Raw genomic sequence first — 21,870 nt, 5'->3', positions numbered from 1 at the left:
GAATTCACGGAGAAAAGCATGGACTCGGAAGAAGACCGCTACAGGGCGCCAGCTCTCGACAAGGGGCTCGACATCCTCGAGCTCCTCGCCGAAATCGACGGCGGTCTCACCCAGGCGGAAATCGCAAAGCGGCTCGGGCGCAGCCCGAACGAATTCTACCGCATGCTCGATCGTCTCGTGCGGCGCGGCTACGTCACCCGCATAGACGGCGACCGGTTTTCGCTGACACTGAAGCTGTTCGGCCTTGCGCAACTGCACGCGCCGGTCCGCCGTCTCGTCTCCTATGCCACGCCGTTCATGCGCGAACTGGCGGAGGAAACCCGCCAGGCGAACCAGCTCGCCGTGTTCGATCGCGGATCGGTGGTGGTCGTGGCCCAGCAGGAAGCGCCCGGCTATTGGGGTATTTCGATCCGCGTGGGCTCGCATATCAGCCTGTATGACACCGGCTCGGGCCACGTCTTGCTCGCCTTCCGTTCGCAGGAAGAGCGCCTGATGATGATCAACGAATATTCGAGCAGTACAGAACATCCGACGATGGCGCGCGAATTCTTCGACCGCCTCGACCAGATCCGCGAGCGCGGCTACGAAATGATGCCGAGCGCGCAAACGGCCGGCGTGTACAACCTTTCGGCACCTGTCCTCGGGCCTGACGGACGCGCGATTGCAGCCCTGACGGTTCCCTACATCACGCTCGTCAACGTGCCGCAGGCGCCGGACATCACCGAAACGCTGGAGATGCTGGCGAAGACATCGCAACAACTGTCCGAACTGGCCGGCGCGGAAGTCAAAAAGCGCGCCTGAATTCTTATTTGAATAAATTATTTCCCTGTGGAAATATGCGGAAAGTCGAGCCTGCGAGGAGGAAGCAGCATGATTGTCGACACCCATCTGCATGTCATCGACCTTTCGGCGCTGGACTATCCGTGGCTGTCCGGCGTCGAGGCGCTCAACAGGACATGGTCCTACGACGCCTATGAACTGGAAGCACGGCGCGCGGGAATAGCGCGGACTTTACATATGGAAGTCGACGTCGCGCCGGCGCAAATCGAGGACGAAACCGGTTATGTCGCAACGCTTGCCGGCCGGCCCGACAGCCTGATCGCCGGCGCTATTGCGTCATGCCGCCCCGAGGAAAAGGACTTTCCGGCCTATCTCGAACGGCAGCGCGCCAATCCGCTGGTCAAGGGATTCCGCCGCGTACTCCACGTCATGCCCGACGAACTTTCCGAACGACCGCTGTTTCGCGAGAACATGGCGCGCCTGTCCGGCACCGGCCTGACCTTCGATCTCTGCGTCCTGCCGAACCAGTTGCCCAAGGCGATCGCGCTTGCCGATCTCGCGCCGGACATCACCTTCATCCTGGATCACTGTGGCGTCCCCGACATCAAGGGCGACGCGCGCCAGCCGTGGGGCGACCACATCGCCGCGCTTGCGGAGCGCCCCAACGTGATCGCCAAGATCTCCGGCGTCGTCGCCTATGCCGATCCGGAAACCTGGATCGCGGAAACCCTGCGTCCCTGGGTCGAATACACGATCACGTCCTTCGGTTGGGATCGCGTCGTATGGGGCAGCGACTGGCCGGTCTGCACGCTCGGCGGTGGACTGATGGCCTGGGCCGCCGCCACCCACGCATTGCTGGACGGAACCAGCGAGGACGAACGCCGAAAGCTGCTGTCCGCAAACGCGAAGCGGATCTGGCGCCTCTGATCCGTTTCAGCGGAAGCTTTTCGCAAACATCGCATTGAGCTCCGCGACGACGGTTTGCGCCCCCTCGCCCACCAGGAGGCCGGAGTTCAGACGCTCCGACGCCTGCGCCTGGAACGCCATATATCCGCGGTGGCGGGGCCGGATCCAGGAACCGTCCAGCGTTTTGCGGGTCTTGCGGTAGAAATCGTTGGTTACGGCATTCACTGTCTCGTCGTTCCATCCGTCGGCATGGCCCGGCTGGCCACCGGCCGCGGCGAAGGGACCGCACTGTACCTCGCTGCTGGCGATCCAGTAGGCGAAGTCGACCGCTGCGTCCGCATGGGCGGAAAATGCCGAGACCGCGATGCCCGTGCCACCAAGCGCCGAACCGACGGGGCCATGCTTTCCCACTGCGGGAATGTCGGCGAAGGACAGGCGTTTTGGGCGGAACCCCTCGAGGCCGTAGCTGACATAGCCGTAGATCAGCGGCACGCAGGCAATATCGCTGTTTTCACTGCTCATGCGCTCGAACGCCGCGATCGGGTCCATCGCGTAGCAGTCTTCCGGCACATGGCGCATCAGGGCGGCGATCAACTCGTAAACCGCAACACCGGCCTCGCGGTCGATCAGGCGTCCGGGCCCGGTCGTCGCGCACGGCGTGCCGAGATTCGCGGCCAGGGTGAAGAACGTCATCAGCGAATGCGGCGGCCGCATCGGGATCAGCACTTTGCCGTCAGCGGCGAGCGCCAGCACTTCCTCGAACCGTTCCGGCGCATGATCGAGAAGGTCCGGCCGCCACGCCTGAACCTGCGCCGCCGCGTCGATCGGAAACGCCCATTGATGTCCGTCCCAGTTATAGCTGCCATAGGAGCCGCCGACGCTGCCGGCCGCGAGCGCGAAACGCTCCTGTTCCCGGCCCGGGTTATCCAGCGACGCCAGACAGGACTGCGCCGTGATCTCGCCGACATGCGGATGATCGATGACGATAAGATCATAGGCGCGGGCGAGGTCCTCGACGGGGAACGATTCGAAATCCTGCAGCGAACGCTTGTCCCAGTCGATCACGAAGCCGGTCTTCTCCTCCCAGATCCGGGAGCAGGCCACCATTGGATCGTAGCCACGCGGATGGCTCCACGTCATTCCCTTCAGCCGCGGCATGCTCAAAGCCCGAACTCTTCAGAAATCGCGGCGGTGTGTTCGCCAACGCGCGGCGCAGCGCGTGTACCCTTCGGGCGTTCGCCATCGAAGCGGACGGGCGAACTCGTCGTCAGGATGGAAACATCGTCCTCGCGTGTCACCCGCTGCAACATGTCCAGAATGCTAAAGCCTTCGCTGTCCATCAGGCCGTCCCAGTCAAGCACTGGCGAGCACCAGATGTCGGCGGGCTCGAACACGGCCATCCACTCCTCGACCGTCCGTTCGGCGATCGCGCCGGCGATCAGCTTCTTGATCTCGTCGCGTTTGGTGAACCAGCTTTTCGGGTCGTCGGAATAGGGTGCCAGTGAATCGAGCTGCATCAGCTCCCGCAGCCGCGGAATCGGCGTCATGGCGATGGCGATGAAACCATCCTTCGCTTCGTAAACGCCGTATGGCGCGGACAGATAGGCATGGGCGCTGCGGAATCCCGACCGTTTCGGCATCCGGCGTCCGTCGTTGAGATAGGTCGTCAGGACCTCGAACTGGAAATCGACCAGCGCCTCGAGCAGGCTCGTCTGGACGTGGCTCCCCTTGCCCGTGACACCGCGCTTCACAAGCCCTGCGAGAAGCCCCTGAGCCAGAGCCGCGCCAGCGAACATGTCGCCGACCGCGAGCCCCATGGGCACCGGGCCGTCGCCGTCGTCGCCGCTCAGCCACATGACGCCGGAGCGAGCCTGGGCGAGAAGGTCCTGGCCCGGGCGCTTCACCCACGGCCCTTCCTCGCCATAGCCGCTGATCGAGCCGTAGACGATCCCCGGGTTGATCATGCGCGCGGCCTCGTAGTCGAGACCCAGCCGCTCGATCACGCCGGGCCGGAAATTTTGCACCAGCACGTCCACCTTTGCGATCAATCGCCTCAGTTTCGCAAGGTCCGCCTCGTCCTTCAGGTCGATCGCGAGGCTTTCCTTGCCGCGGTTGATCGCGTGGAAGATCGTCGAATCCCCGCCGATCTCGGTGTCGCTCAGATACAGGCTGCGCGAAAGGTCGCCGGCGCCGGGACGCTCGATCTTGATGACGCGCGCGCCCAGATCCTGCAGGCGAAGGGTGGCGTACGGGCCGGAGAGAAACTGACTCATGTCGAGCACGACCAGCCCGGCAAGCGGCAAGTCCGATGTGGAAGTCATGATGTTCCGGATTCGGTGAGGCCTTCGAAGTCGGCCGGATTGCGGTATTTAACGGTCTGCAGGTGTTCGCAGTAGAGGACGAGTTCCCCCTCGCCTTTGAACACCTCGTAGCTGGCGCGGGTCAGTCCCATCTCCTCGTAGCGCGGCTTCTTGTCGAAATTCGTGCGCACCGTGTAGATCGTGTCGCCGATAAACACCGGTTTGATGAACCGCAGCTTGTCATAGCCATAGGAAAAGGCGTTGACGCAGTTCGTCGCCACCAGCCCGAGTCCGGCCGAAAACACGAATGCGCCGGCGACGAGCCGCCGCCCGAACATCCCTTCCTTCTCGGCGAACATCTGGTCCTGCACATAGGGATGGATGTCGACGACGAGCGTGTTGAAAAGGTGGCTCTCTCCTTCCGCGATCGTCCGCCGCAACGACCTGATCCGGTGGCCGGGCTGCCAATCCTCGTAGAACCAGTTCTCTGAATTCCACACCGGCAGATCAGCATGCTCGCGCGGCATGTCCTGCGGATGCGTGCTGGCGACCCCGACGGTGGGTGCGAACGACGACCCCATGATTCCTCCTAAAATTCCTATGTGAATAATATATTCACATATGGATCATGATGACAAGAGGCGGACCATATGCGCGACGGTGTGATCGTGGGCGTCGTGATCGCCGACAAGGTGCAGCGCGTGCAGGACATTGTTACAACCATCCCGGCGCTTCTGTTCCAGCCCGCGGAGGCGCGTGACTTCTACACGAATGATGACGCCTCGCCGCGCCTTGCGCTTCAGCTCTATAATGAAAGTCTCGAAGACCTTGAGGCCGCCATCGCGGCCGATGGCGCGCTTCAACCTCTGACGGATGCGGATATCTGGCGGATGCTCGGGCCCGTTAAGATCACGCGCCAGGTGATGTATGCACGGCCCTATCCGGTCCTGGACACCACCTAGTAACCCGATGGCGACGAGCCGCGCCGAGGCGTACACCGAATGCCAAACCGCATTGGCACAAGGTTCGCTGCCGCCGGACCATTAGGTTCGGCTAGCCCGTCAAACGGATACAAGCGGCTGCGCCGCCATCGTTTTCAGCTGTGCCGGAATCAACCTTTCTAACGGGATCGACGCGATCGAGAAGGAAAAGGGGCTGCCCGTCATTTCGAGCAACGGCGCCCTGTTGTGGGAAGCTTTGCGACTGACCGGGATTCGCCAACCGGTCGACGGTTTCAGCATGCTGCTGAAGGGAATCGACCGGCAAGGCACGCCTCTCCGATGAATTCGGCGCGAAAGACTCACGTGGGTGCTGTCAGACGAAACCGACCTGCCTCAAAGGCTGATCGTCCTGACAGCGCCGATCAATGAGATGACCAGAATCCGCTCACAGTGTTGATCGTGTTCACTCCGACATCCTCGACCGCATAGCCGCCTTCCATCAGGAAGAGAGTCGGCATCTCGAGGCCGGCAATGTCCTGCCCGATCGTAACGAAGTCGCCGGACGTCAGCTTGAAGAAGCTGATGGGATCCTTTTCGAACGTGTCCACGCCAAGCGACACGATCAAGAGACCTGGCTTGTAGCGATTGATCTCGTCGAGTGCCGAGGAGAGCGCGGCCCGCCACTCGGCAAAACCCGTGCCGGGCGGGAGCGGATAGTTGAAGTTGTGCCCTTCGCCGGCCCCTTCCCCTTTCTCTTCGGCAAATCCGAGGAAATGCGGAAAGGCGTGCTGGGGGTCGCCATGAATGGAATGGAACTGCACGTCGGCGCGGTCGTAGAAGATCTGCTGCGTTCCGTTGCCGTGGTGAAAGTCGACATCCAGAATGGCGACACGCTCGATTCCCTGATCGCGGGCCTGTTGAGCAACCACGGCCGCATTGTTGAAGAAACAATAGCCGCCAAACTGGTCCATCGCAGCATGATGCCCGGGCGGGCGGCAAAGCCCGAATGCGGCGCGTTCGCCGTCCATGACAGCCGCCAGCGCAGTCAGCGCGACATCCTTCGAGGCGACCGCCGCTTCCCAGGTTCCTTCGCTCAGAGAGGTCTCGCCCGCGAGTGCATAGTAGCCGAGGCGTGCGTCGAAATGCTCGGGAACGATGTCCGAGCGCATCCGCCGCGCCGGCCAGACATTCGGAACCGCTTCGCCGGCATAACCGAGTGCTTTCCAGTCCGACCAGGCCCTTTCCAGGAACTCGATATAGGCCTTGTCGTGAACCGCGAGCACAGGATCGATGCCGAACTCCTTGGGCGGGAGGATCTCGCCGAACTTGCGCTTGTCGATCTCGGCGAGGATGTAGTCCATGCGTTCGGGGCATTCGAAAGGCGGCCGCAGTTCTCCACCATAGAGTTCGGTCTTTGCCTGGCGTTTCCTGTGCAGGTCGGAATAGATGATCTTCATGCGGGGTCCTTGGATGTGGAAGCCTCGGGCCCGGGTTTGCGCGACAGCCCTGTAGCGCGCTGCAAGCGCTCAAGGCTCCCGGCCAGTCCCTTCGGCAGAAAGAGTACGAACAGAATGAGGGCGAGGCCGAGCACGATCGCCCGGGCGTCGCCCAGTTCCTTTGTAATTTCAACGACGGTCATGATGGCGGCGGCACCGATGAGCGGCCCCCAGGTGGAACCAAGGCCGCCCACGATCACCATCGCCAGCACGAACATCAGGCTCGAAAACTCGAACAGGCTTGGCCCGGCGAACCGGAAGTGCCCGGCATAGACCGCGCCCGCCAGACCGGTCAGGAAGGCCGAGATGCCGAAGGCGATCAGCTGGATCTTCCGGCGGTTGATGCCCCGGCTGCCGGCATATCCGACATTGTCGCGGATGGCGCGGAATCCAAGCCCGAGACGACCGTGTATCACGACGACGAGCGCAAAAATGGTGAAGGCGAAAACCGCCCAGACGACGTAGTAGTTACCGAGAATCCAGTCCGCTTTCAAAAGCGGCCGGAAGCCGAAATCCTCGAACCGCGAAAACCCGCGAGCGCCGCCGAAAAGCTGAAGGCAACTTCCTCCCACCTGGCGGAAACACGCCGTGTCCGTGACGATCAGAATGTGGATCATTTCCGCGATCGCGTAAGTGAGCAGCGCCACATAGGCGCCGGACAAACGCAGGCACGCCGCGCCTATGATCAGCGCCAGCAGCGTCGCCGCGAGCGCCGCGACCGGAATGGCAAGCCAGATAGACAGGCCCGCGAACTGCGTGGCGACGGCGACGCCATAGGCACCCGTCGCAAAGAACAGCATTTGCGCCAGCGAGAAGACACCCGCATGGCCCATCAGCAGGTTCCAGTTCGCGGCAACGATCGACCAGATCAGAAAAATGATGACTTCGCCGAGGAAGTACCGCTCAGTCACAAAGAGCGGCAGGACAGCGAATGCGAGCGCGATCAGTGCCGCAACGAGCAGATGCCGGCGAAGATTGTTGTTGCCCATCAAAGCCGCACCACCCTCTCGCGCCCGAAGAGCCCCTGCGGCCGCCAGACAAGCACCAGGATCACCAGGAGCAGCATCACCGGAAAGCCGAAGCGCACGCCAAACTCGAACTGGACCGTCGCCTCCAGGAGCCCGAGCGCGAATGCGCATATGCCTGCGCCCCAGACATTGCCGAGCCCGGCGACAACGCAGATCACGAAGGCCTTGAGCAACGGATCGCCGCCCATCTGCGGCGACAGAGTTGTCAGCGACGAGATCATCAATCCCGCGGCGCCCGCCAGAGCTCCGGCAAGGCCCATGACCTGCAGGTAGACGCGCGTCGTGCGAACTCCCATGAGCTCCGCGGCTTCGCGATTCATGGCGGTCGCCCTGATCGTCATGCCGAATCGCGTCCTGAGGAGCAGGAAGGCAATCGCCGAGATCAGAACCAGCGCGACCGCCACGATCACCACCGATTGCAGGGTAATGGCCACACCCGCGAGGCGGATCGTTCCTTCCACCTTGACCGGCTGGGTAAAGGGATAGGCGCCGAAGATCTTGAGAAGAACGTCCTGCAACAGGATGGCGAGACCCGCCGTCGCCACCATGACATTCGTCTCGAAATTCGGCCCGGTCAGCATGAAACGGACGATCAGCAGATGGGTCAGAACGCCTATCAGCGCGCCCGCCGCCATGGCGATCAGAAGCCCGACCGGCAGGACCAGTCCGAGGTAACCGCTCAGGCTGAACGCCGCATAGGCACCGATCGTCATGAACAGGCCGTGGGCCATGTTGAACATGCCGAGTGTGCCGAAGATCAGCGCCAGCCCTACCGAAGCCAACGCATACATAGCGCCGAGTGTGAGGCCGGTAACGAGTATCTGGATCAAAATATCCATCAGTGCCCGCCCAGGTAAGTTGCCAAAATATCGCTTGAATTCACCGTCTCGGCGGCCGATCCGGACCACACGATGCGGCCGGCATCCATCAGGTAGATCGCGTCGGCGACGCCAAGCAGCCGGCTGGGATTTTCCTCGACCACGAGAATGGCCCGATCCGACTGAACCGCCTGCCTGAGCGCTTCGTAGATCTGTTCGATGACCAATGGCGCCAGGCCGAGGGACGGCTCGTCGACCATCAGCACCCGGCCTTCCGCCATTAGCCCGCGACCGATGCCTGCCATCCGCCGTTCGCCGCCGGAAAGGCTGCTCGCGGTCTGCCTGCGCCTTTCGGCCAGCCGCGGAAAGATCGTGAACACCTCGTCCAGCGTCTGCCTGACCGCCTTCTGGTCGTCGCGCAGATAAGCGCCCATGCGCAGGTTTTCCTCGACGGAGAGATCGCCGAAAAGCTGGTCGCCCTGCGGTATGTGCACGAGCCCGCGTCCGACGCGGTCGCAAACCGGGACGCGGCTCACATCCTCGCCATTCATCTCGATTTTGCCGCTGCGCAGCGGGATCGACCCGGAGAGCGTGCGCAGAAGGGTCGTCTTCCCGTGTCCGTTGGGCCCGATGAGCCCGGCAATCCGGCCCGCTACGAGCTCGACGGAAACGCCTTGCAGCACCGGACGGGCGTGATAGCCCGATACCAGATCGCGAGCCAGCAAAGGAGCCGTCATGGATGCGCCCCCCCGCCGGACGCAGCCGGTTCGATCACCGCCGACCCGAGATACACGGATCGGACAATGGGGTCATTTCCGATCTGCGACGGGGGACCGTCGAAAATGATACGGCCCTGATGCATGATGAGCGCGCGATCGGCGAGCGCAGTCAGAAACCGCATCACATGCTCGACGAAAATCATCGTCAGCCCGCCGGTTTTCAAGCCATCGATGAGATCGATGAATTCGTCCGTTTCGGACGGGGTAAGCCCGCCAACCGGTTCATCGAGAAGCAATATCTGCGGTTCGTTGACGAGCGCTGTGGCGATCATCAGTTTCTTGCGGACCAGAACCGGCACGTTTTCCACGATATCGTTGGCGAAATCCTGCAGCTTCAGCCTTTCAAGCGTCGACCAGGCCCGCTCCCGATCCTTCCGGCTGGAGAGGAAAAAACCGCTGGTCGACTGGCGGCCGAAAGCAACCGCAGCGAGAACGTTGTCGAATACGCTCAGCCCGTCGAAGCCCGAATTCAGCTGAAAGCTCCGCGCCATGCCCCTGTGCAGTATGCGATCGGCGGAAAGACCGGCAAGCGAATGCCCGGACAGTTCGACCGTTCCGGCGGTCGGAGCCTGCAATCCCGAGATCACGTCGAACAGGGTCGTTTTCCCGGCCCCGTTCGGTCCGCCGATCCCGATGGTTTCGCCGGGCGAAACATCGAGATCGACTCCATCGACCGCAGCCAGCGCGCCGAACCGCTTGGTGACCCCCCGGCATTTGAGAAGAGGCGTCACGGCGGATACCTGCATGGCGCTTGTACTCAAGCCTTCATCCAGGACGGCAGCTTGAACGCGCCGACATCGTAGGGCGAAGGCGCGATCAGGACCCCGCCAACTGCCTTGTCCTGGATCTGGCTGAAGATATGCGGCATGCCGAGCGACGGATCGTTCGTCTGCGACGGGTAGCAAAATGCGGACTGACCGTCGGGATTGATCCGCATCGTGCCCATCGGGCCACGATAGATCAGGTTGCGCAGGCGGTCGGCCACCATGCGGTTCCGGTCTTCCTCATATGGCTCGCCCGGACCGCCGGCGAGCGCCGCTGCGACGGCGTATGCATGGAGTGCCTGGTAAGTCTGGCCGCCGCCGTTGGGCGATGACGTGTCACCGAATTTTCCAACATATTTTTCGGCGAATCCGCTGCCGATTTCGTCTTGCAGCGCGCCGATGACGGTCGCGTAGATCACGCCCTCCGAGTTGACGCCCGCAATGTCGCGGAAGGCGGCAAGCGACGCACCGTATTGCATGTAGACGAGACTGTTGGTCGGCTGGCTCATGAACTGGTTCATGAACTGGGCCTGGTCGGCGGCGTAGAAATGCGTGACCGCGATGATGGCCGGTTCGTCAGCCCTCACCTTGGCGAGCGTCGGACCCCATTCCGAGATCGGCACGTTGACGCTTTCGAAGAGTGACACTTCCAGACCGTATTTGTCGGCGTTGTCCTTGATCGCGTTGGCGATATTGGTGGAATAGGTCCCGGGACCCGTGATGATCGCGATTTTGTTGTTCGGACGGGTGAACTCCCCGCGGTCTTCCAGGCCCTTCACGAAGTCGAGGAAGCCGATGCCGTAAAAGGTTTCCGGCGGATCATACTGGAAAATGCCCCAGTATTTTTCCGGATCCGACCGGACGAGTTCGTCATGCGCCACCACCGTATTGGAATGCATAGCGACAATGCCGGAATCGGCGGCCACGTCATGCAGGGCCGTGCCGGTTTCGAGGTTGTAACCCAGCACGAGAGCGCTGGCCTTGTCGCGGTCGATCAGGCGCTGCGCCGCCTGGATGACGACATCGTCTCCCTTGCTTTCGGTATCGACGAAGACGAGCTCGACCGGACGGCCGAGAATACCGCCCACCGCGTTGATTTCCTCGGCCGCCATTTCCAGACCGCGACGGAACTCGATCCCATCGGCCGCGACAATGCCCGTCAACGGCGCCGGGCATCCGATCTTCACGGGCTCGGAAGACTGCGCGCTCGCCGACTGGTTCAATCCCGCCAGCATGGCAGTCGACCCGGCAGAGATGCCCATGGTTTTCAGGAATTTGCGGCGCGAAGGCGCCTTCGGTTGACTGTCGCTCATGTTTGATCTCCCTGCGATCGATTCAGATTTGATAATTTGGTCACCGCGCCCTCGCCTTGCGGAAGGCTTGCGATGCGGCTTCGATTGCGTGCCGCTGATGGTCCTGAAGCTGCTGTCCGCCGTAACCGCGAATATGGATGTCGTACGGATCCGTCACGCCGCTCTCCGCGCCACTCAGCGCCTCGACGACCGCAAGGCCGCAAAAAGGCACGTGCATCGCGGAATAGCCGCCTTCGTGCGTGGCGACGATGCGTCCGCCGCAATGCGCCTCGGCAAAGGCAACGACCTGCCCGGCCATCCAGCCGTAGTCGCTCGACGAGAGCATCATGGTCCCGAGCGGGTCCATCGCCGATGCATCGTAGCCGGTCGGCAGAAAAATCATCTCTGGACCAAAATCCTCAAGCGCCGGCATCACCAGCGTCTCGAAGGCGTGCCTGTAGGCGCCGGAGCCGCTTCCCGGAGGCAGCGGAATGTTGAGATTGGCGCCGAGGCCGCTTCCGGAGCCCTTCTCGTCGATTGTGCCCGACCCGGGCGGAAACAGGTTTTCCTGATGAAGCGAAATGGTCAGGACATTCGGGTCGTCGAAGAAAACGGACTGGGTGCCGTTGCCGTGATGAACGTCCCAGTCGACTGTCGCGATCCTGCCGATGCCGCGTGCCTGCGCATGACGGATGCCGATCGCGGCATTGGCGAGCAGGCAGAACCCCATGGCCGTTTCCCGCTCGGCATGATGGCCCGGCGGGCGGCACAGGACATAGGCATTGTCCACGACGCCATCGATCACGGAATCCACGGCCGAGAGGACCGCTCCGGCGCCCAGCCGCGCAATCTGAAAGGCGCTTCGACCGCCGGGCGTCAGTGCGCCCATGTCGCCACCGCCGCCAGTGCACACGGCTTCGAGGTGATCGAGATGCGCCCGGGAATGGACGGACAGCAGGTCCGCATCTTCGGCAATTCGGGGCGGGATGTCGGTGAGTGCGTCATGAAGGCCGCAGACGTCGATCAGGTTCTTCAACCGCCGCTTCGTCTCTGCGTTTTCGAAGTGCTCGCCGGGTTGCACCGCCATGTCCGGTTCGAAGAAGCCGGCCCAGTTCTGTGTGTGGTGCCAGAGGCAAAGCTCGGGCGCTATCCACCCGGTTCGTCTCTGTGCTTTCGATGATTGATCTGCCACAAGCGGTTCCTTTTGGGATTTCAGAATGCCGTATCGCCAGAATTCGCCAATACCACCAGATTGGTATTTTTTTACAGTTTGAGGCGGTATAGAGGAGTAAAATGGTTACACCTGCTCGACGATACGAATTGATCGGGAAGATTGCCGTGGCCGACAAGATCGCCGACGCAATGCCCCCGCTCATCGAATTCGCCACGACAGAATTCGCGCCGCAAAGCGTGATCGTTCTCGTTTATCGGGACGGCCACCAGCCAGTCTCGATCATCCGCTGGATTCCCGACGATCCGCTCAGGCAGACGTTCGACGAGGATTATTTCAACCTCGGCTACCTGCTGGACCCATTCGCGCTGAAAGCGGCCGCCGAACCGTTCATGTCCGCGCATCGCATCTTCGAAATCGCACCCGACCGGTTCGAAAGCAGCGAATATTTCGCACGCTATTACCGCAAGACGGGAATGGTGGACGAACTAGGTGCGTTGTTCCGGATCGACGATACGACCGTTGCGCATCTTTCGTTGGGGCGAAACGCCGGCTATCCGAAATTCACCGCGCGCGAATCCCGCAAGTTCAAGATGCTCTCGGCAGCCCTCATGCCCAAGATCGCGCAGCTCGCGGCGGTCGATATCGCGCAACATATTGCGGCCGACTTCACGCAGCAAGGCACTGGGTCGTCGGCAAGCAATCTTGCCGAACTGTTCCGGGACCTGCACATGGACAAAAAGCGGCGCTTGAGCGGACGGGAGGCCGAAATCGCCGCCCTGATCACCCAGGGGCACTCAAGCCGTTCAATCTCGATCAATCTCGGAATCTCCATTCACACGGTGAAAGTGCACCGGCGAAACATCTACAAGAAGCTTGCGATATCGGCACAAAACGAGCTGTTCGGCCTTGCAATGCGCGCGAGCGACCAAAACAAAGAGCGGCAGTTCGTGTATGCGGACCGAAATGTTGCATCGCGTGGGCGGACGATCTGCTGAAGTCGGTGACCCTCATCTGACATGACCGTCGATTGAATGACGGATCTGAAACAGACAGCATCACCGCCAAGCGATGATCTCGGGGCTCGTCTTGAAATATTTAAACGGGCTGCGTTTCGTCATGCCCTGACGCCAGCCAGCGCCCTGCCCCTCCTCAACCCCGGTTTTTCCGACAAGCACCCTGTGCTTCCTAGTTCCGCGAAGACACCGTCATTGCGTCACGGCCCGCTCTTGAATTCGGGCATCAACCAACGTGGGCGGGAAACCTTCAGATCATGAAACCGCCGAAGAAGGCCGCCAATTCCGCGTGGGCGTCGAGCGGAAGCACATGGGCGATATACTGGTCCGGCCGGACAATGACCATGCAGCCCTTGTCCCGATCGATACCGCGCATGTCGAAGATATCGTTGCCGCTCTTCAGGTCGGCGCAGAACATCTTCTCGCGGTCGGTCAGGCCGTATTTGCCCTTCTTCGGCAGCAGCAGCGACGGCATCGCTTCGAGGTTCAGATCGCGGAAGCCCTGCTGGAACACGGCGCGGACGTCGATAGCGGAGTCGATGTCGGCCCCCTTGGCCGTGTATTTCTTCACCGGCGAGTCCGGTGACTGTTCCAGGAAGGTGCACAAACGGCGAATAGCGGAGTTTGCGCCCGCCGGTTCTTCCTTGGAGCCGAAGGCAAAGATGCGCCAGCGGCCGTCGACCTCAATCGTATGACCCAGATGCATCGGCTTGGCGTCGCCCAGACGGATTACCGGCGCGGAATGGAAGCGCGAGCCGATCTTGAAACCTTCGGCCAAATGCTGGTTCGTGGATTCACCGGTCAACACCGACGGCTCGTACACGGTCGCAACACCGGCTGTGTAACGGCCGAGCTGTTGGAAATGCTTCCTCACGTCCGCCGGATCGACCCCGTCCGGGTTTTCCGCCGATTTGATCGGCGCGCTCAGCATACGTGCCCACGCGCTGTCGAAGTCGATCAGATCCTGGGCGATCGCCTTGCGTTCGGCGGAGTACGTGTGCAGCAACTCGGGTCCGGAGCGGCCCTGGAGTACATAGGCGAGCTTCCAGCCGAGATTGAAGGTGTCCTGCATGGAAACGTTCATGCCCTGGCCCATCTTCGGGCTATGGGTATGGCAGGCATCACCGGCGATAAACACATGCGGCAGGCGGGTGGCAATCCCCTCTGCCGGCACGTCATCAAACTTGTCGCAGATGCGGTGCCCGATTTCATAGACCGACCACCAGGCGACCTCCTTCACGTCGAGCTTGAACGGGTTCATGATCCGGTTGGCAGCGTCGACAAGGTAGTCGAGAGTAATATTCTTGTTGGCGACGCGCTCGTCTTCGGCAAGCTTGTCGAGCTCCACATAAACACGGAACAGATAGCCGCCCTCGCGCGGAATGATCAGAATACTGCCCTCGCCGGCAGACTGGATCACCGATTTCATGCGAATGTCCGGGTAGTCGGTTTCGGCCAGAATATCCATCACGCCCCAGGCCTGGTGAGCCGCTTCGCCCTTGAGCGAACGACCGATGGAGGCACGAACGGCGCTGCGCGCACCGTCACAGCCGACCACATATTTCGCCTTGACCGTTTCGATCTGACCTGCGTGCGCGGCATTCGTACGCTCCAACTTGGCAGTCACCGGGTATTCGCCGGTGCCGACCTCTACGCTTTCCAACTTGCGGGAGTAATTGGGCTCCAACCGGTTCGGCGCATTGCGCATCACATCGAGGAAGTGGTCATGGACGCGCGCCTGGTTCAGCACCACATGCGGGAATTCCGACAGACCATCCTCAACGTCCTGGATGCGGTCATTGCGCGTGATTTTCGTCCGATCGGCCTCATCCGGCTTCCAGAAGGTGACCTCGGAGATCCAGCAGGCTTCCCTGGCGATCTTCTCCGCGAAGCCAAAGGCATTGAACATTTCCATGGTCCGGCAGGCGATACCGTCCGCCTGGCCATGGGTAAGCGCACCGTCCTTCTGTTCCACGATCCGGGTCTTGACGTCCGGGAACTTGGCGAGTTGGGCGGCGAGCGCGAGGCCTGCCGGGCCGCAGCCGACAATCAGCACATCGACCTCGCCGGGTAGCGCGTCGGTGTTCGCGAGCGCCATGGCGTCTTCAGTCCGACCGGAAATTTCCGGATCACCCGTCGTAAAGCCGTTCAGATGGAATTGCATGACCCTACTTCCTCTATTTGGTGCCCGCCTGCCGCTTCGGGCCGGGATTTGTCATTCCATTGCGGGCGCCTGGCCCGTTCTGCCCCTCGCGATTGACGCTTCTCTCGGCTACACAAGCCGGAGGCCGCCATCGTGCGGCGCGATAATTGATCAGTACACTGATAATCAGTATACTGTCAATATGATCCAAAACGCGGGAGAACCCGGTGAGAAACTTCGATGAAATGCCGGGACACCTGGCGCGCCGCTTCCAACAGATTGCAGTGGCCGTCTTTCACGGAGAGGTCGGCGAAGCAGGTTTCGACCTTACGCCTGTGCAATTCGCCGCGCTCTCAGCCATCGAGGCCAATCCCGGCCTTGACCAGGCGACGCTGGCCGGCCTGATCGCCTATGACCGCACCACCATCGGCGGCGTCGTGGACCGCCTCGTCCAGAAAGGCTTGGCCGAGCGCAACGCCAGCAGCACGGACCGCCGCGCCCGCGTGCTTCAAATCACAGATCAGGGGCGCGACACGCTCGAAAGGATCGATCCCGCCGTCGACGCCGCCCAGCACATGCTCGTCCGGGGCCTGACGGAGGATGAGGCAGAAACCCTGATGCATCTCCTTCGCAAGGCCATCGACGCCGGTAACGACCTCAGTCGCGCGCCGCAAAGGACAGCCTGGACGGCGGCTTCGCACGAGAGGATCAAACCCGCTAAATAGTTCCGCGCCGCATCGGCTGAGAATCCGAATTTTTCACGGGGCGCAGACGCTGTCTAATTTCTTCCATGGCTTTTCGCCCATCGAATCCGCCCGCAGTTTTCAACTCGAGACGACAACCTTGACCAAGCGCGATTGATCGCACGCCAACTCAGCGAACGGCCGCGCAAGAGTTTGCACCGTCAAACCCCGGCGAAGAAATTCGGCGAATGTGTTGGGGCGACCGGTAGAATTCGCCACCGACATGAGACCTTTTTATTCGTCCCGCAGAAGCCAGGGAATTCCTTTATCGATTCCTGAAATCCGGCGCCCGCTTGTTGATGAAGGCATCCATGCCTTCCTTCTGATCCTCGGTCGCGAACATCGAATAGAATACGCGCCGCTCGAACATCAGGCCCTCCGCCAGCGTTGTCTCGAAGGCGCGGTTGACCGCCTCCTTGGCCATCACCACAGACGGGCGACCGAATGAGGCGACAGCCTTCGCCGCGGCGAGCGCCTCGCTCATCAATTCGTCATGCGGCACCACCCGCGCCACGAGCCCGGCGCTTTCGGCTTCCGCCGCATCCATCATCCGGCCGGTCAGGATCAGATCCATCGCCTTGGCCTTGCCGACCGCCTTCGTCAGCCGCTGCGTGCCTCCCCAGCCCGGCATGACGCCGAGCTTGATTTCCGGCTGACCGAACTTCGCCTTCTCGGAGGCGATGACGATGTCGCACATCATCGCGATCTCGCATCCGCCACCGAGCGCAAAACCGTTGACCGCCGCGATCATCGGCGTGCGCGTGGCGGAGAAACGCTCCCATCCGGCCTGGATGTCGGCCAGGAACATGTCCATGTAGGACTTGTCCGCCATCTCCTTGATGTCCGCGCCGGCGACGAAGGCCTTGTCGCCTGCCCCGGTGATCAGGATGCAGCCGATGGTCTCGTCCGTGTCGAATGTCGCCGCCGCTTCGATGAGCCCGTTCATCACGTTGTGGTTGATCGCGTTCAGCGCCGCCGGCCGGTTGATCGTGATGATGCCGACGCCCTCGTCGATCGATATTTCGACTTCGCTCATGTGGTTCAGCCTCGCGCCGCGGTTTTCAGATATTCGATGATGCCGGAGAAGTCCTTGCCCGCCCCGCCTTCCTTCAGGAAGGTCGCGTAGAGCTGCATCGCATGTTCGCCCATCGGTGTCGCCTGCCCCGCATCCGAAGCCGCCTGCTGCGACAGGCCGAGATCCTTCAGCATCAGTTCGGCCGCGAAGCCCGGCTTGTAGTCGTTGTCGGCTGGGCTTTTCGGCCCGACGCCCGGCACCGGACAATATGTGTTAACCGACCAGCAGAAGCCCGACGACGTCGAGATCACGTCGAAGGCGGCCTGCGCAGACAGGCCGATCTTCTCGGCCAGCGCGAAGGCTTCGCAGGCGCCGATCATCGAGATCCCCAGCAGCATGTTGTTGCAGATCTTGGCCGACTGGCCCGCGCCGCCGTCGCCGCAATGGACCAGCTTGCCGCCCATGACGTCGAGAATCGGCGCCGCCTTGTCGAAAGCTTCCTCCGAGCCGCCGACCATGAAGGTCAGCGTACCCGCTATCGCGCCACCCGTTCCGCCGGAGACTGGCGCGTCGAGCGGCAGCAGCCCGGCCCTGCCCGCCATCTCATGCGCTTTCCTGGCGCTCGCGACATCGATGGTCGAACAGTCGATGATGACCGCGCCTTTTTTCGCCGCCGGAACGATGTCCTCGAACACCTTTAGAACAATCGACCCGTTCGGCAGCATCGTGACGATGAACTCCGCGTCCGCGACCGCCTCCGTCGCGCTTGCAGCGGCCGTCATGCCCTCGGCCTTGGCCTTGGCCACAGCATCGGCGACCGTGTCGAAAGCATGGATGTCGTGCCCCGCCTTTTTCAGGTTGATGGCCATCGGCAGACCCATGTTGCCGAGGCCGATGAATGCGATCCTGCTCATGCGGCTTCCTCCCTCAGAGTTTCAGTTCGTTGTCGCCCAGCGGCGCAAGCATGGCTTCGACCGTCTCGCGGCTGACGTCTTCCAGCCGCGCGATCCGCCATTTCGGATTGCGGTCCTTCTCGATGATCTGCGCCCTTATGCCTTCCACGAAATCACCGTCGGACATCGAGCGAAAGGTGAAGCGGTATTCGAGCGCCAGCACTTCCTCGATCGTCGCAAGCGATCGCCCGCGCCGGATCATCTCGAAAGTGCAGGCGACCGACAGCGGGCAGGCCTGGCGGATCATTTTCGCCGCCTTATGCGCGAATTCGGAAGGATCGCCCTCCAGCGATTGCAGGCAGGCAAGCGCAGTGTCGTGGCCGAAATGCCTGTCGATGATCTCGCGATGGCCGACAAGCGGCGCGTCGCCTGGCGCGCGGCCAAACGCGTCGAGCGCGACCGGATCAGCCGTTTCTTCCAGCGCCGCCTTCACGGTCGCCAAGTCGTCGCCCGCGACCAGCAGATCGGCGAAACCGGCAAGGATCGCGTCGGCGCCCGTCATGCGCCATCCCGTCATGCCGAGGAACTCGCCAAGATGACCCGGCGCATCGGCGAGTATGCGCGTGCCGCCGACATCCGGCACCAGTCCGATTCCGCATTCGGGCATCGCGATCATCGAGCGCTCGGTGACGATACGGTGCGAACCGTGCGCCGAGATGCCGACGCCGCCGCCCATGACGATCCCGTCCATCACCGCGACATAGGGGATGGCCGAATTGGCGACCTTTGCGTTCAGCCGGTACTCGTCGGCCCAGAACTTCCGGCCATAGGAAAAGTCGCCTGCCGCACCGGTCGCGTGCATGTGCGCGATGTCGCCGCCGGCGCAGAATGCCCGCTCGCCTTCGGCGTCGATGACGATCATGTCGACCGTGCGCTCCGCCTGCCAGCGGTCGAGCGCGGCCTCGATCGCCATCGCCATGTCGTAGGTCAGAGCGTTCAGCGCTTTCGGCCGCGTCAGCGTGATCCGGCCGCATCGGCCGAGCGTTCGGATGTCAATTTCTGCGCCATCCGTCACCGGTCACACCTCGGCGAGGAGATGCCGCGCGATGATGACCCGCATGATCTCGTTGGTGCCCTCGAGGATCTGGTGCACGCGCAGGTCGCGCACGATCTTTTCGACGCCGAAATCGGCGAGATAGCCGTAGCCGCCGTGAATCTGCAGCGCGTCGTTGGCGACCTTGAAAGCGGTGTCTGTGACGAAGCGCTTTGCCATGGCGCAATGCTTGCTGGCGTCCGGCGCACCGGCATCCAGCTTCGAGGCGGCCTGGTAAAGGAATATGCGCGCGGCCTGCAGCTCGGTTTCCATGTCGGCCAGCTTGAACTGCAGCGACTGGAAATCGGCGATCGGATTGCCGAAGGCCTTGCGCTCCTTGGCATAGCGAAGCGCCTTGTCGAGCGCCGACTGCGCCGCGCCCAGCGCACTTGCAGCGATGTTGAGCCGGCCGCCGTCGAGGCCGGCCATGGCGTATTTGAAACCCTTGCCCTCTTCGCCGAGCAGGTGATCGGCCGGGATCTTGCAGTCGTTGAACTGAACTTCCGCGGTTGGCTGGGCCTTCCAACCCATCTTGCGCTCGTTGGCGCCGAAGCAAAGCCCCGGCGTCCCGTTCTCGACCAACACCGCCGACACGCCTTTCGGGCCGTCGCCGCCGGTGCGCACCATGGCAAGATAGAGATCGGAAAACCCACCGCCCGAGATGAAGGCCTTGGTGCCGTTGAGCTTCCAGCCATTACCGTCGGCTTCGGCGCGCGTGCGCAGCGACGCCGCGTCGGACCCGGCCCCCGGCTCGGTCAGGCAGTAGGATGCGATCAGTTCCATCGAGCACAGTTTCGGCAGCCATGTCTGCCGCTGCTCCCCGGTGCCGAACCGGTCGATCATCCAGGCAACCATGTTGTGGATCGAGATGAAGGATCCGATCGACGGGCAGCCATGCGCCAGCGCCTCGAAGATCAACGCGGCGTCGAGCCGGCCAAGCCCGGATCCGCCAACATCCTCGCGGACATAGATGCCGGCGAGGCCGAGTTCGCCGACCGAACGCACGACGTCCTCGGGAAAGTGCCCCGTCTCGTCCCACTCAATCGCGTTCGACGCGAGATTGTCGTCGGCGAATGCGCGCGCCATCTCCTGGATGGCGCGCTGCTCCTCGCTCAAATCGAAATTCATCCTGCGATCTCCTCCAACCACCGGTAACTGGTCAAATTCCGCGTTCCCGGCCCGGTCAACTCATTGTCGGGATGACGAACTCGGCGCCGTCCTTGATACCAGAGGGCCAGCGCGAGGTAATCGTCTTCGTGCGCGTGTAGAAGCGGAAGGCATCGGGACCGTGCTGGTTGAGATCGCCGAAGCCCGACCGCTTCCACCCGCCGAATGTATAGTAAGCGAGCGGCACGGGGATCGGAACGTTGATGCCGACCATGCCGATATTGATCCGCGCGGCAAAATCGCGCGCTGCGTCGCCGTCGCGGGTGAAGATCGCGACGCCGTTGCCGTATTCGTGGCTCATCGCCAGATCGAGCCCTTCCTCGTAGGTCTTGGCGCGCACGACCGACAGCACCGGGCCGAAGATCTCTTCCTTGTAGATCGACATGTCCCTGGTGACGTTGTCGAACAGGCAGCCGCCGATGAAATAGCCGTTCTCGTAGCCCTGCATCGAGAAATCGCGCCCGTCGACAACGAGTTTCGCGCCTTCCTCGATACCCTTGTCGACATAACCCTTGACGCGCGCATGCGCATCCTTCGTCACCAGCGGTCCGAAATCGGCATCGTCGCCGGCGGTATAAGGCGCGATCTTCAGGTTCTCGACCCGCGGGATCAGCTTGTCCATTAGCCGGTTCGCCGTCTCCTCGCCGACTGGCACGGCCACCGAAACGGCCATGCAGCGCTCGCCGGCCGCGCCGTAACCGGCGCCGATCAGCGCGTCGACCGCCTGGTCGAGATCGGCGTCGGGCATGATCAGCATGTGGTTCTTGGCGCCGCCGAAGCACTGTACCCGCTTCCCGTTGGCGCAGCCGCGCGAATAGACATATTCCGCAATCGCCGTCGACCCGACGAAGCCGACAGCCTGGATGTCGGGATGGTCGAGAATGCCGTCGACGGCTTCCTTGTCGCCGTTGACGACATTGAGGATGCCCGCCGGAAGGCCCGCTTCCAGCATCAGTTCGGCGAGCATCATCGGAACCGACGGATCGCGTTCGGACGGCTTGAGGATGAAGGCGTTGCCGGCCGCGATCGCCGGGCAGAACTTCCACATCGGGATCATCGCTGGGAAGTTGAAAGGCGTGATGCCGGCGACGACGCCGAGCGGCTGGCGCACCGAATGGATGTCGATCCCCGGCCCCGCGCCCTCGGTGAATTCGCCCTTCAGGAGATGCGGCGCGCCGATGCAGAACTCGGCCACTTCCAGCCCGCGGATCACGTCGCCCTTGGCGTCGGGAAGCGTCTTGCCGTGTTCGCGCGACAGCGCCTCTGCGAGTTTGTCCATGTCGCGGTGCAGCAGGTCGACGAACTTCATCAGCACGCGGGCGCGCTTCTGCGGATTGGTCGCGCCCCAGGCCGGCTGCGCGGCCTTGGCGTTCTCGATCGCCGCGTTCAGTTCGTTCGCGTCGGCCAGCGCCACCGTCGCCTGGACTTCTCCTGTCGCGGGGTTGAACACATTGGCCTCGCGGCCGCTTTTTCCGGCAACCCGCTTGCCGCCGATGAAATGACCGATCTCGTACACGGCTTCCTC

At 62.3% G+C, this 21,870-nt stretch carries 22 protein-coding genes; 6 read left to right on the top strand and 16 right to left on the bottom strand.

The features are described 5' to 3' along the window. Positions 1-18 precede the first annotated feature (18 nt). Both IG169_RS05715 and IG169_RS05710 read left to right on the top strand, forming a co-directional pair. Positions 19-801, top strand: a complete 783-nt coding sequence (locus IG169_RS05715) for an IclR family transcriptional regulator (RefSeq protein WP_193175195.1) — start codon at positions 19-21, stop codon at positions 799-801. 69 nt (positions 802-870) lie between these two features. Next, the gene (locus IG169_RS05710) at positions 871-1,707 is read left to right on the top strand and encodes an amidohydrolase family protein (protein WP_193175194.1); all 837 of its coding nucleotides are present in this window, start codon (positions 871-873) and stop codon (positions 1,705-1,707) included. A gap of 6 nt (positions 1,708-1,713) precedes the next feature. Here the strand turns inward: IG169_RS05710 and IG169_RS05705 are convergent, their stop codons facing one another. Genes IG169_RS05705 through IG169_RS05695 form a run of 3 tightly spaced genes read right to left on the bottom strand, consistent with a single transcriptional unit; the run spans position 1,714 to position 4,567 of the window. Further along, on the bottom strand, positions 1,714-2,844 hold the full coding sequence (locus IG169_RS05705) for an extracellular solute-binding protein (RefSeq protein WP_428982232.1): 1,131 nt from the start codon (positions 2,842-2,844) through the stop codon (positions 1,714-1,716). Between the two features lie 2 nt (positions 2,845-2,846). Further along, positions 2,847-4,007: a CaiB/BaiF CoA transferase family protein gene (locus tag IG169_RS05700; RefSeq protein ID WP_193175192.1), complete on the bottom strand. Its 1,161-nt coding sequence runs from the start codon at positions 4,005-4,007 to the stop codon at positions 2,847-2,849. Continuing rightward, entirely contained in the window at positions 4,004-4,567 is a 564-nt protein-coding gene (locus IG169_RS05695) for a MaoC family dehydratase (protein ID WP_193175191.1), read from the bottom strand. Before IG169_RS05695 ends, IG169_RS05700 begins: the two co-directional genes overlap by 4 nt. A gap of 69 nt (positions 4,568-4,636) precedes the next feature. Here IG169_RS05695 and IG169_RS05690 point away from each other — a divergent pair, with 69 nt between their 5' ends. Beyond that, positions 4,637-4,948: a hypothetical protein gene (locus IG169_RS05690; RefSeq protein ID WP_193175190.1), complete on the top strand. Its 312-nt coding sequence runs from the start codon at positions 4,637-4,639 to the stop codon at positions 4,946-4,948. 127 nt (positions 4,949-5,075) lie between these two features. Further along, positions 5,076-5,270, top strand: a complete 195-nt coding sequence (locus IG169_RS24425; protein WP_193175238.1) for an aspartate racemase/maleate isomerase family protein — start codon at positions 5,076-5,078, stop codon at positions 5,268-5,270. 79 nt (positions 5,271-5,349) lie between these two features. Here IG169_RS24425 and IG169_RS05680 read toward each other — a convergent pair whose 3' ends face one another. Genes IG169_RS05680 through IG169_RS05650 form a run of 7 tightly spaced genes read right to left on the bottom strand, consistent with a single transcriptional unit; the run spans position 5,350 to position 12,296 of the window. Beyond that, entirely contained in the window at positions 5,350-6,384 is a 1,035-nt protein-coding gene (locus IG169_RS05680) for a histone deacetylase family protein (protein ID WP_193175189.1), read from the bottom strand. After that, positions 6,381-7,412: a branched-chain amino acid ABC transporter permease gene (locus IG169_RS05675; RefSeq protein ID WP_210325864.1), complete on the bottom strand. Its 1,032-nt coding sequence runs from the start codon at positions 7,410-7,412 to the stop codon at positions 6,381-6,383. The genes IG169_RS05680 and IG169_RS05675 overlap by 4 nt, the downstream gene beginning before the upstream one ends. Continuing rightward, positions 7,412-8,290, bottom strand: coding sequence for a branched-chain amino acid ABC transporter permease (locus IG169_RS05670; protein WP_193175187.1), 879 nt, complete (start codon positions 8,288-8,290; stop codon positions 7,412-7,414). Before IG169_RS05670 ends, IG169_RS05675 begins: the two co-directional genes overlap by 1 nt. Continuing rightward, positions 8,290-9,006 carry an ABC transporter ATP-binding protein gene (locus IG169_RS05665; RefSeq protein WP_193175186.1) on the bottom strand — a complete coding sequence of 239 codons (717 nt, stop codon included), beginning with the start codon at positions 9,004-9,006 and terminating at the stop codon, positions 8,290-8,292. The genes IG169_RS05670 and IG169_RS05665 overlap by 1 nt, the downstream gene beginning before the upstream one ends. Further along, positions 9,003-9,779 carry an ABC transporter ATP-binding protein gene (locus tag IG169_RS05660; RefSeq protein ID WP_210325863.1) on the bottom strand — a complete coding sequence of 259 codons (777 nt, stop codon included), beginning with the start codon at positions 9,777-9,779 and terminating at the stop codon, positions 9,003-9,005. The genes IG169_RS05665 and IG169_RS05660 overlap by 4 nt, the downstream gene beginning before the upstream one ends. A 26-nt stretch (positions 9,780-9,805) precedes the next feature. Continuing rightward, on the bottom strand, positions 9,806-11,125 hold the full coding sequence (locus tag IG169_RS05655; protein WP_193175185.1) for an ABC transporter substrate-binding protein: 1,320 nt from the start codon (positions 11,123-11,125) through the stop codon (positions 9,806-9,808). 40 nt (positions 11,126-11,165) lie between these two features. Then, the gene (locus tag IG169_RS05650) at positions 11,166-12,296 is read right to left on the bottom strand and encodes a class II histone deacetylase (RefSeq protein WP_343225587.1); all 1,131 of its coding nucleotides are present in this window, start codon (positions 12,294-12,296) and stop codon (positions 11,166-11,168) included. A 146-nt stretch (positions 12,297-12,442) separates the two neighbouring features. Between IG169_RS05650 and IG169_RS24320 the strand changes: the two genes are divergently transcribed. After that, positions 12,443-13,273: a LuxR C-terminal-related transcriptional regulator gene (locus IG169_RS24320; RefSeq protein WP_193175184.1), complete on the top strand. Its 831-nt coding sequence runs from the start codon at positions 12,443-12,445 to the stop codon at positions 13,271-13,273. A gap of 268 nt (positions 13,274-13,541) precedes the next feature. Here the strand turns inward: IG169_RS24320 and IG169_RS05640 are convergent, their stop codons facing one another. Continuing rightward, on the bottom strand, positions 13,542-15,455 hold the full coding sequence (locus IG169_RS05640) for an FAD-binding monooxygenase (RefSeq protein WP_193175183.1): 1,914 nt from the start codon (positions 15,453-15,455) through the stop codon (positions 13,542-13,544). 224 nt (positions 15,456-15,679) lie between these two features. Between IG169_RS05640 and IG169_RS05635 the strand changes: the two genes are divergently transcribed. Next, positions 15,680-16,159, top strand: coding sequence for a MarR family winged helix-turn-helix transcriptional regulator (locus tag IG169_RS05635; protein ID WP_210325878.1), 480 nt, complete (start codon positions 15,680-15,682; stop codon positions 16,157-16,159). Between the two features lie 283 nt (positions 16,160-16,442). On the opposite strand, the gene IG169_RS05630 is transcribed toward IG169_RS05635, so the two are convergent. The 5 genes from IG169_RS05630 to IG169_RS05610 are packed head-to-tail and all read right to left on the bottom strand — an operon-like array spanning position 16,443 to position 21,861. Further along, complete coding sequence (locus IG169_RS05630; protein ID WP_193175181.1) at positions 16,443-17,213, bottom strand: enoyl-CoA hydratase; 771 nt, start codon at positions 17,211-17,213, stop codon at positions 16,443-16,445. 5 nt (positions 17,214-17,218) lie between these two features. After that, positions 17,219-18,106 (bottom strand): 3-hydroxyisobutyrate dehydrogenase, encoded by an 888-nt coding sequence (gene mmsB, locus IG169_RS05625; protein WP_193175180.1) that lies wholly within the window; start codon positions 18,104-18,106, stop codon positions 17,219-17,221. A 13-nt stretch (positions 18,107-18,119) separates the two neighbouring features. Beyond that, positions 18,120-19,160, bottom strand: coding sequence for a 3-hydroxyisobutyryl-CoA hydrolase (locus IG169_RS05620; protein WP_193175179.1), 1,041 nt, complete (start codon positions 19,158-19,160; stop codon positions 18,120-18,122). A gap of 3 nt (positions 19,161-19,163) precedes the next feature. After that, on the bottom strand, positions 19,164-20,306 hold the full coding sequence (locus tag IG169_RS05615) for an acyl-CoA dehydrogenase family protein (RefSeq protein ID WP_193175178.1): 1,143 nt from the start codon (positions 20,304-20,306) through the stop codon (positions 19,164-19,166). A gap of 55 nt (positions 20,307-20,361) precedes the next feature. After that, on the bottom strand, positions 20,362-21,861 hold the full coding sequence (locus IG169_RS05610) for a CoA-acylating methylmalonate-semialdehyde dehydrogenase (RefSeq protein ID WP_193175177.1): 1,500 nt from the start codon (positions 21,859-21,861) through the stop codon (positions 20,362-20,364). Positions 21,862-21,870 lie beyond the last annotated feature (9 nt).

The sequence above is a fragment of the Oricola nitratireducens genome (genome assembly GCF_014904745.1).
Lineage (GTDB): Bacteria > Pseudomonadota > Alphaproteobacteria > Rhizobiales > Rhizobiaceae > Oricola > Oricola nitratireducens.
Note: the sequence above shows the minus strand (reverse complement) of the source record. Positions and strands in the feature narration are given on the sequence as shown.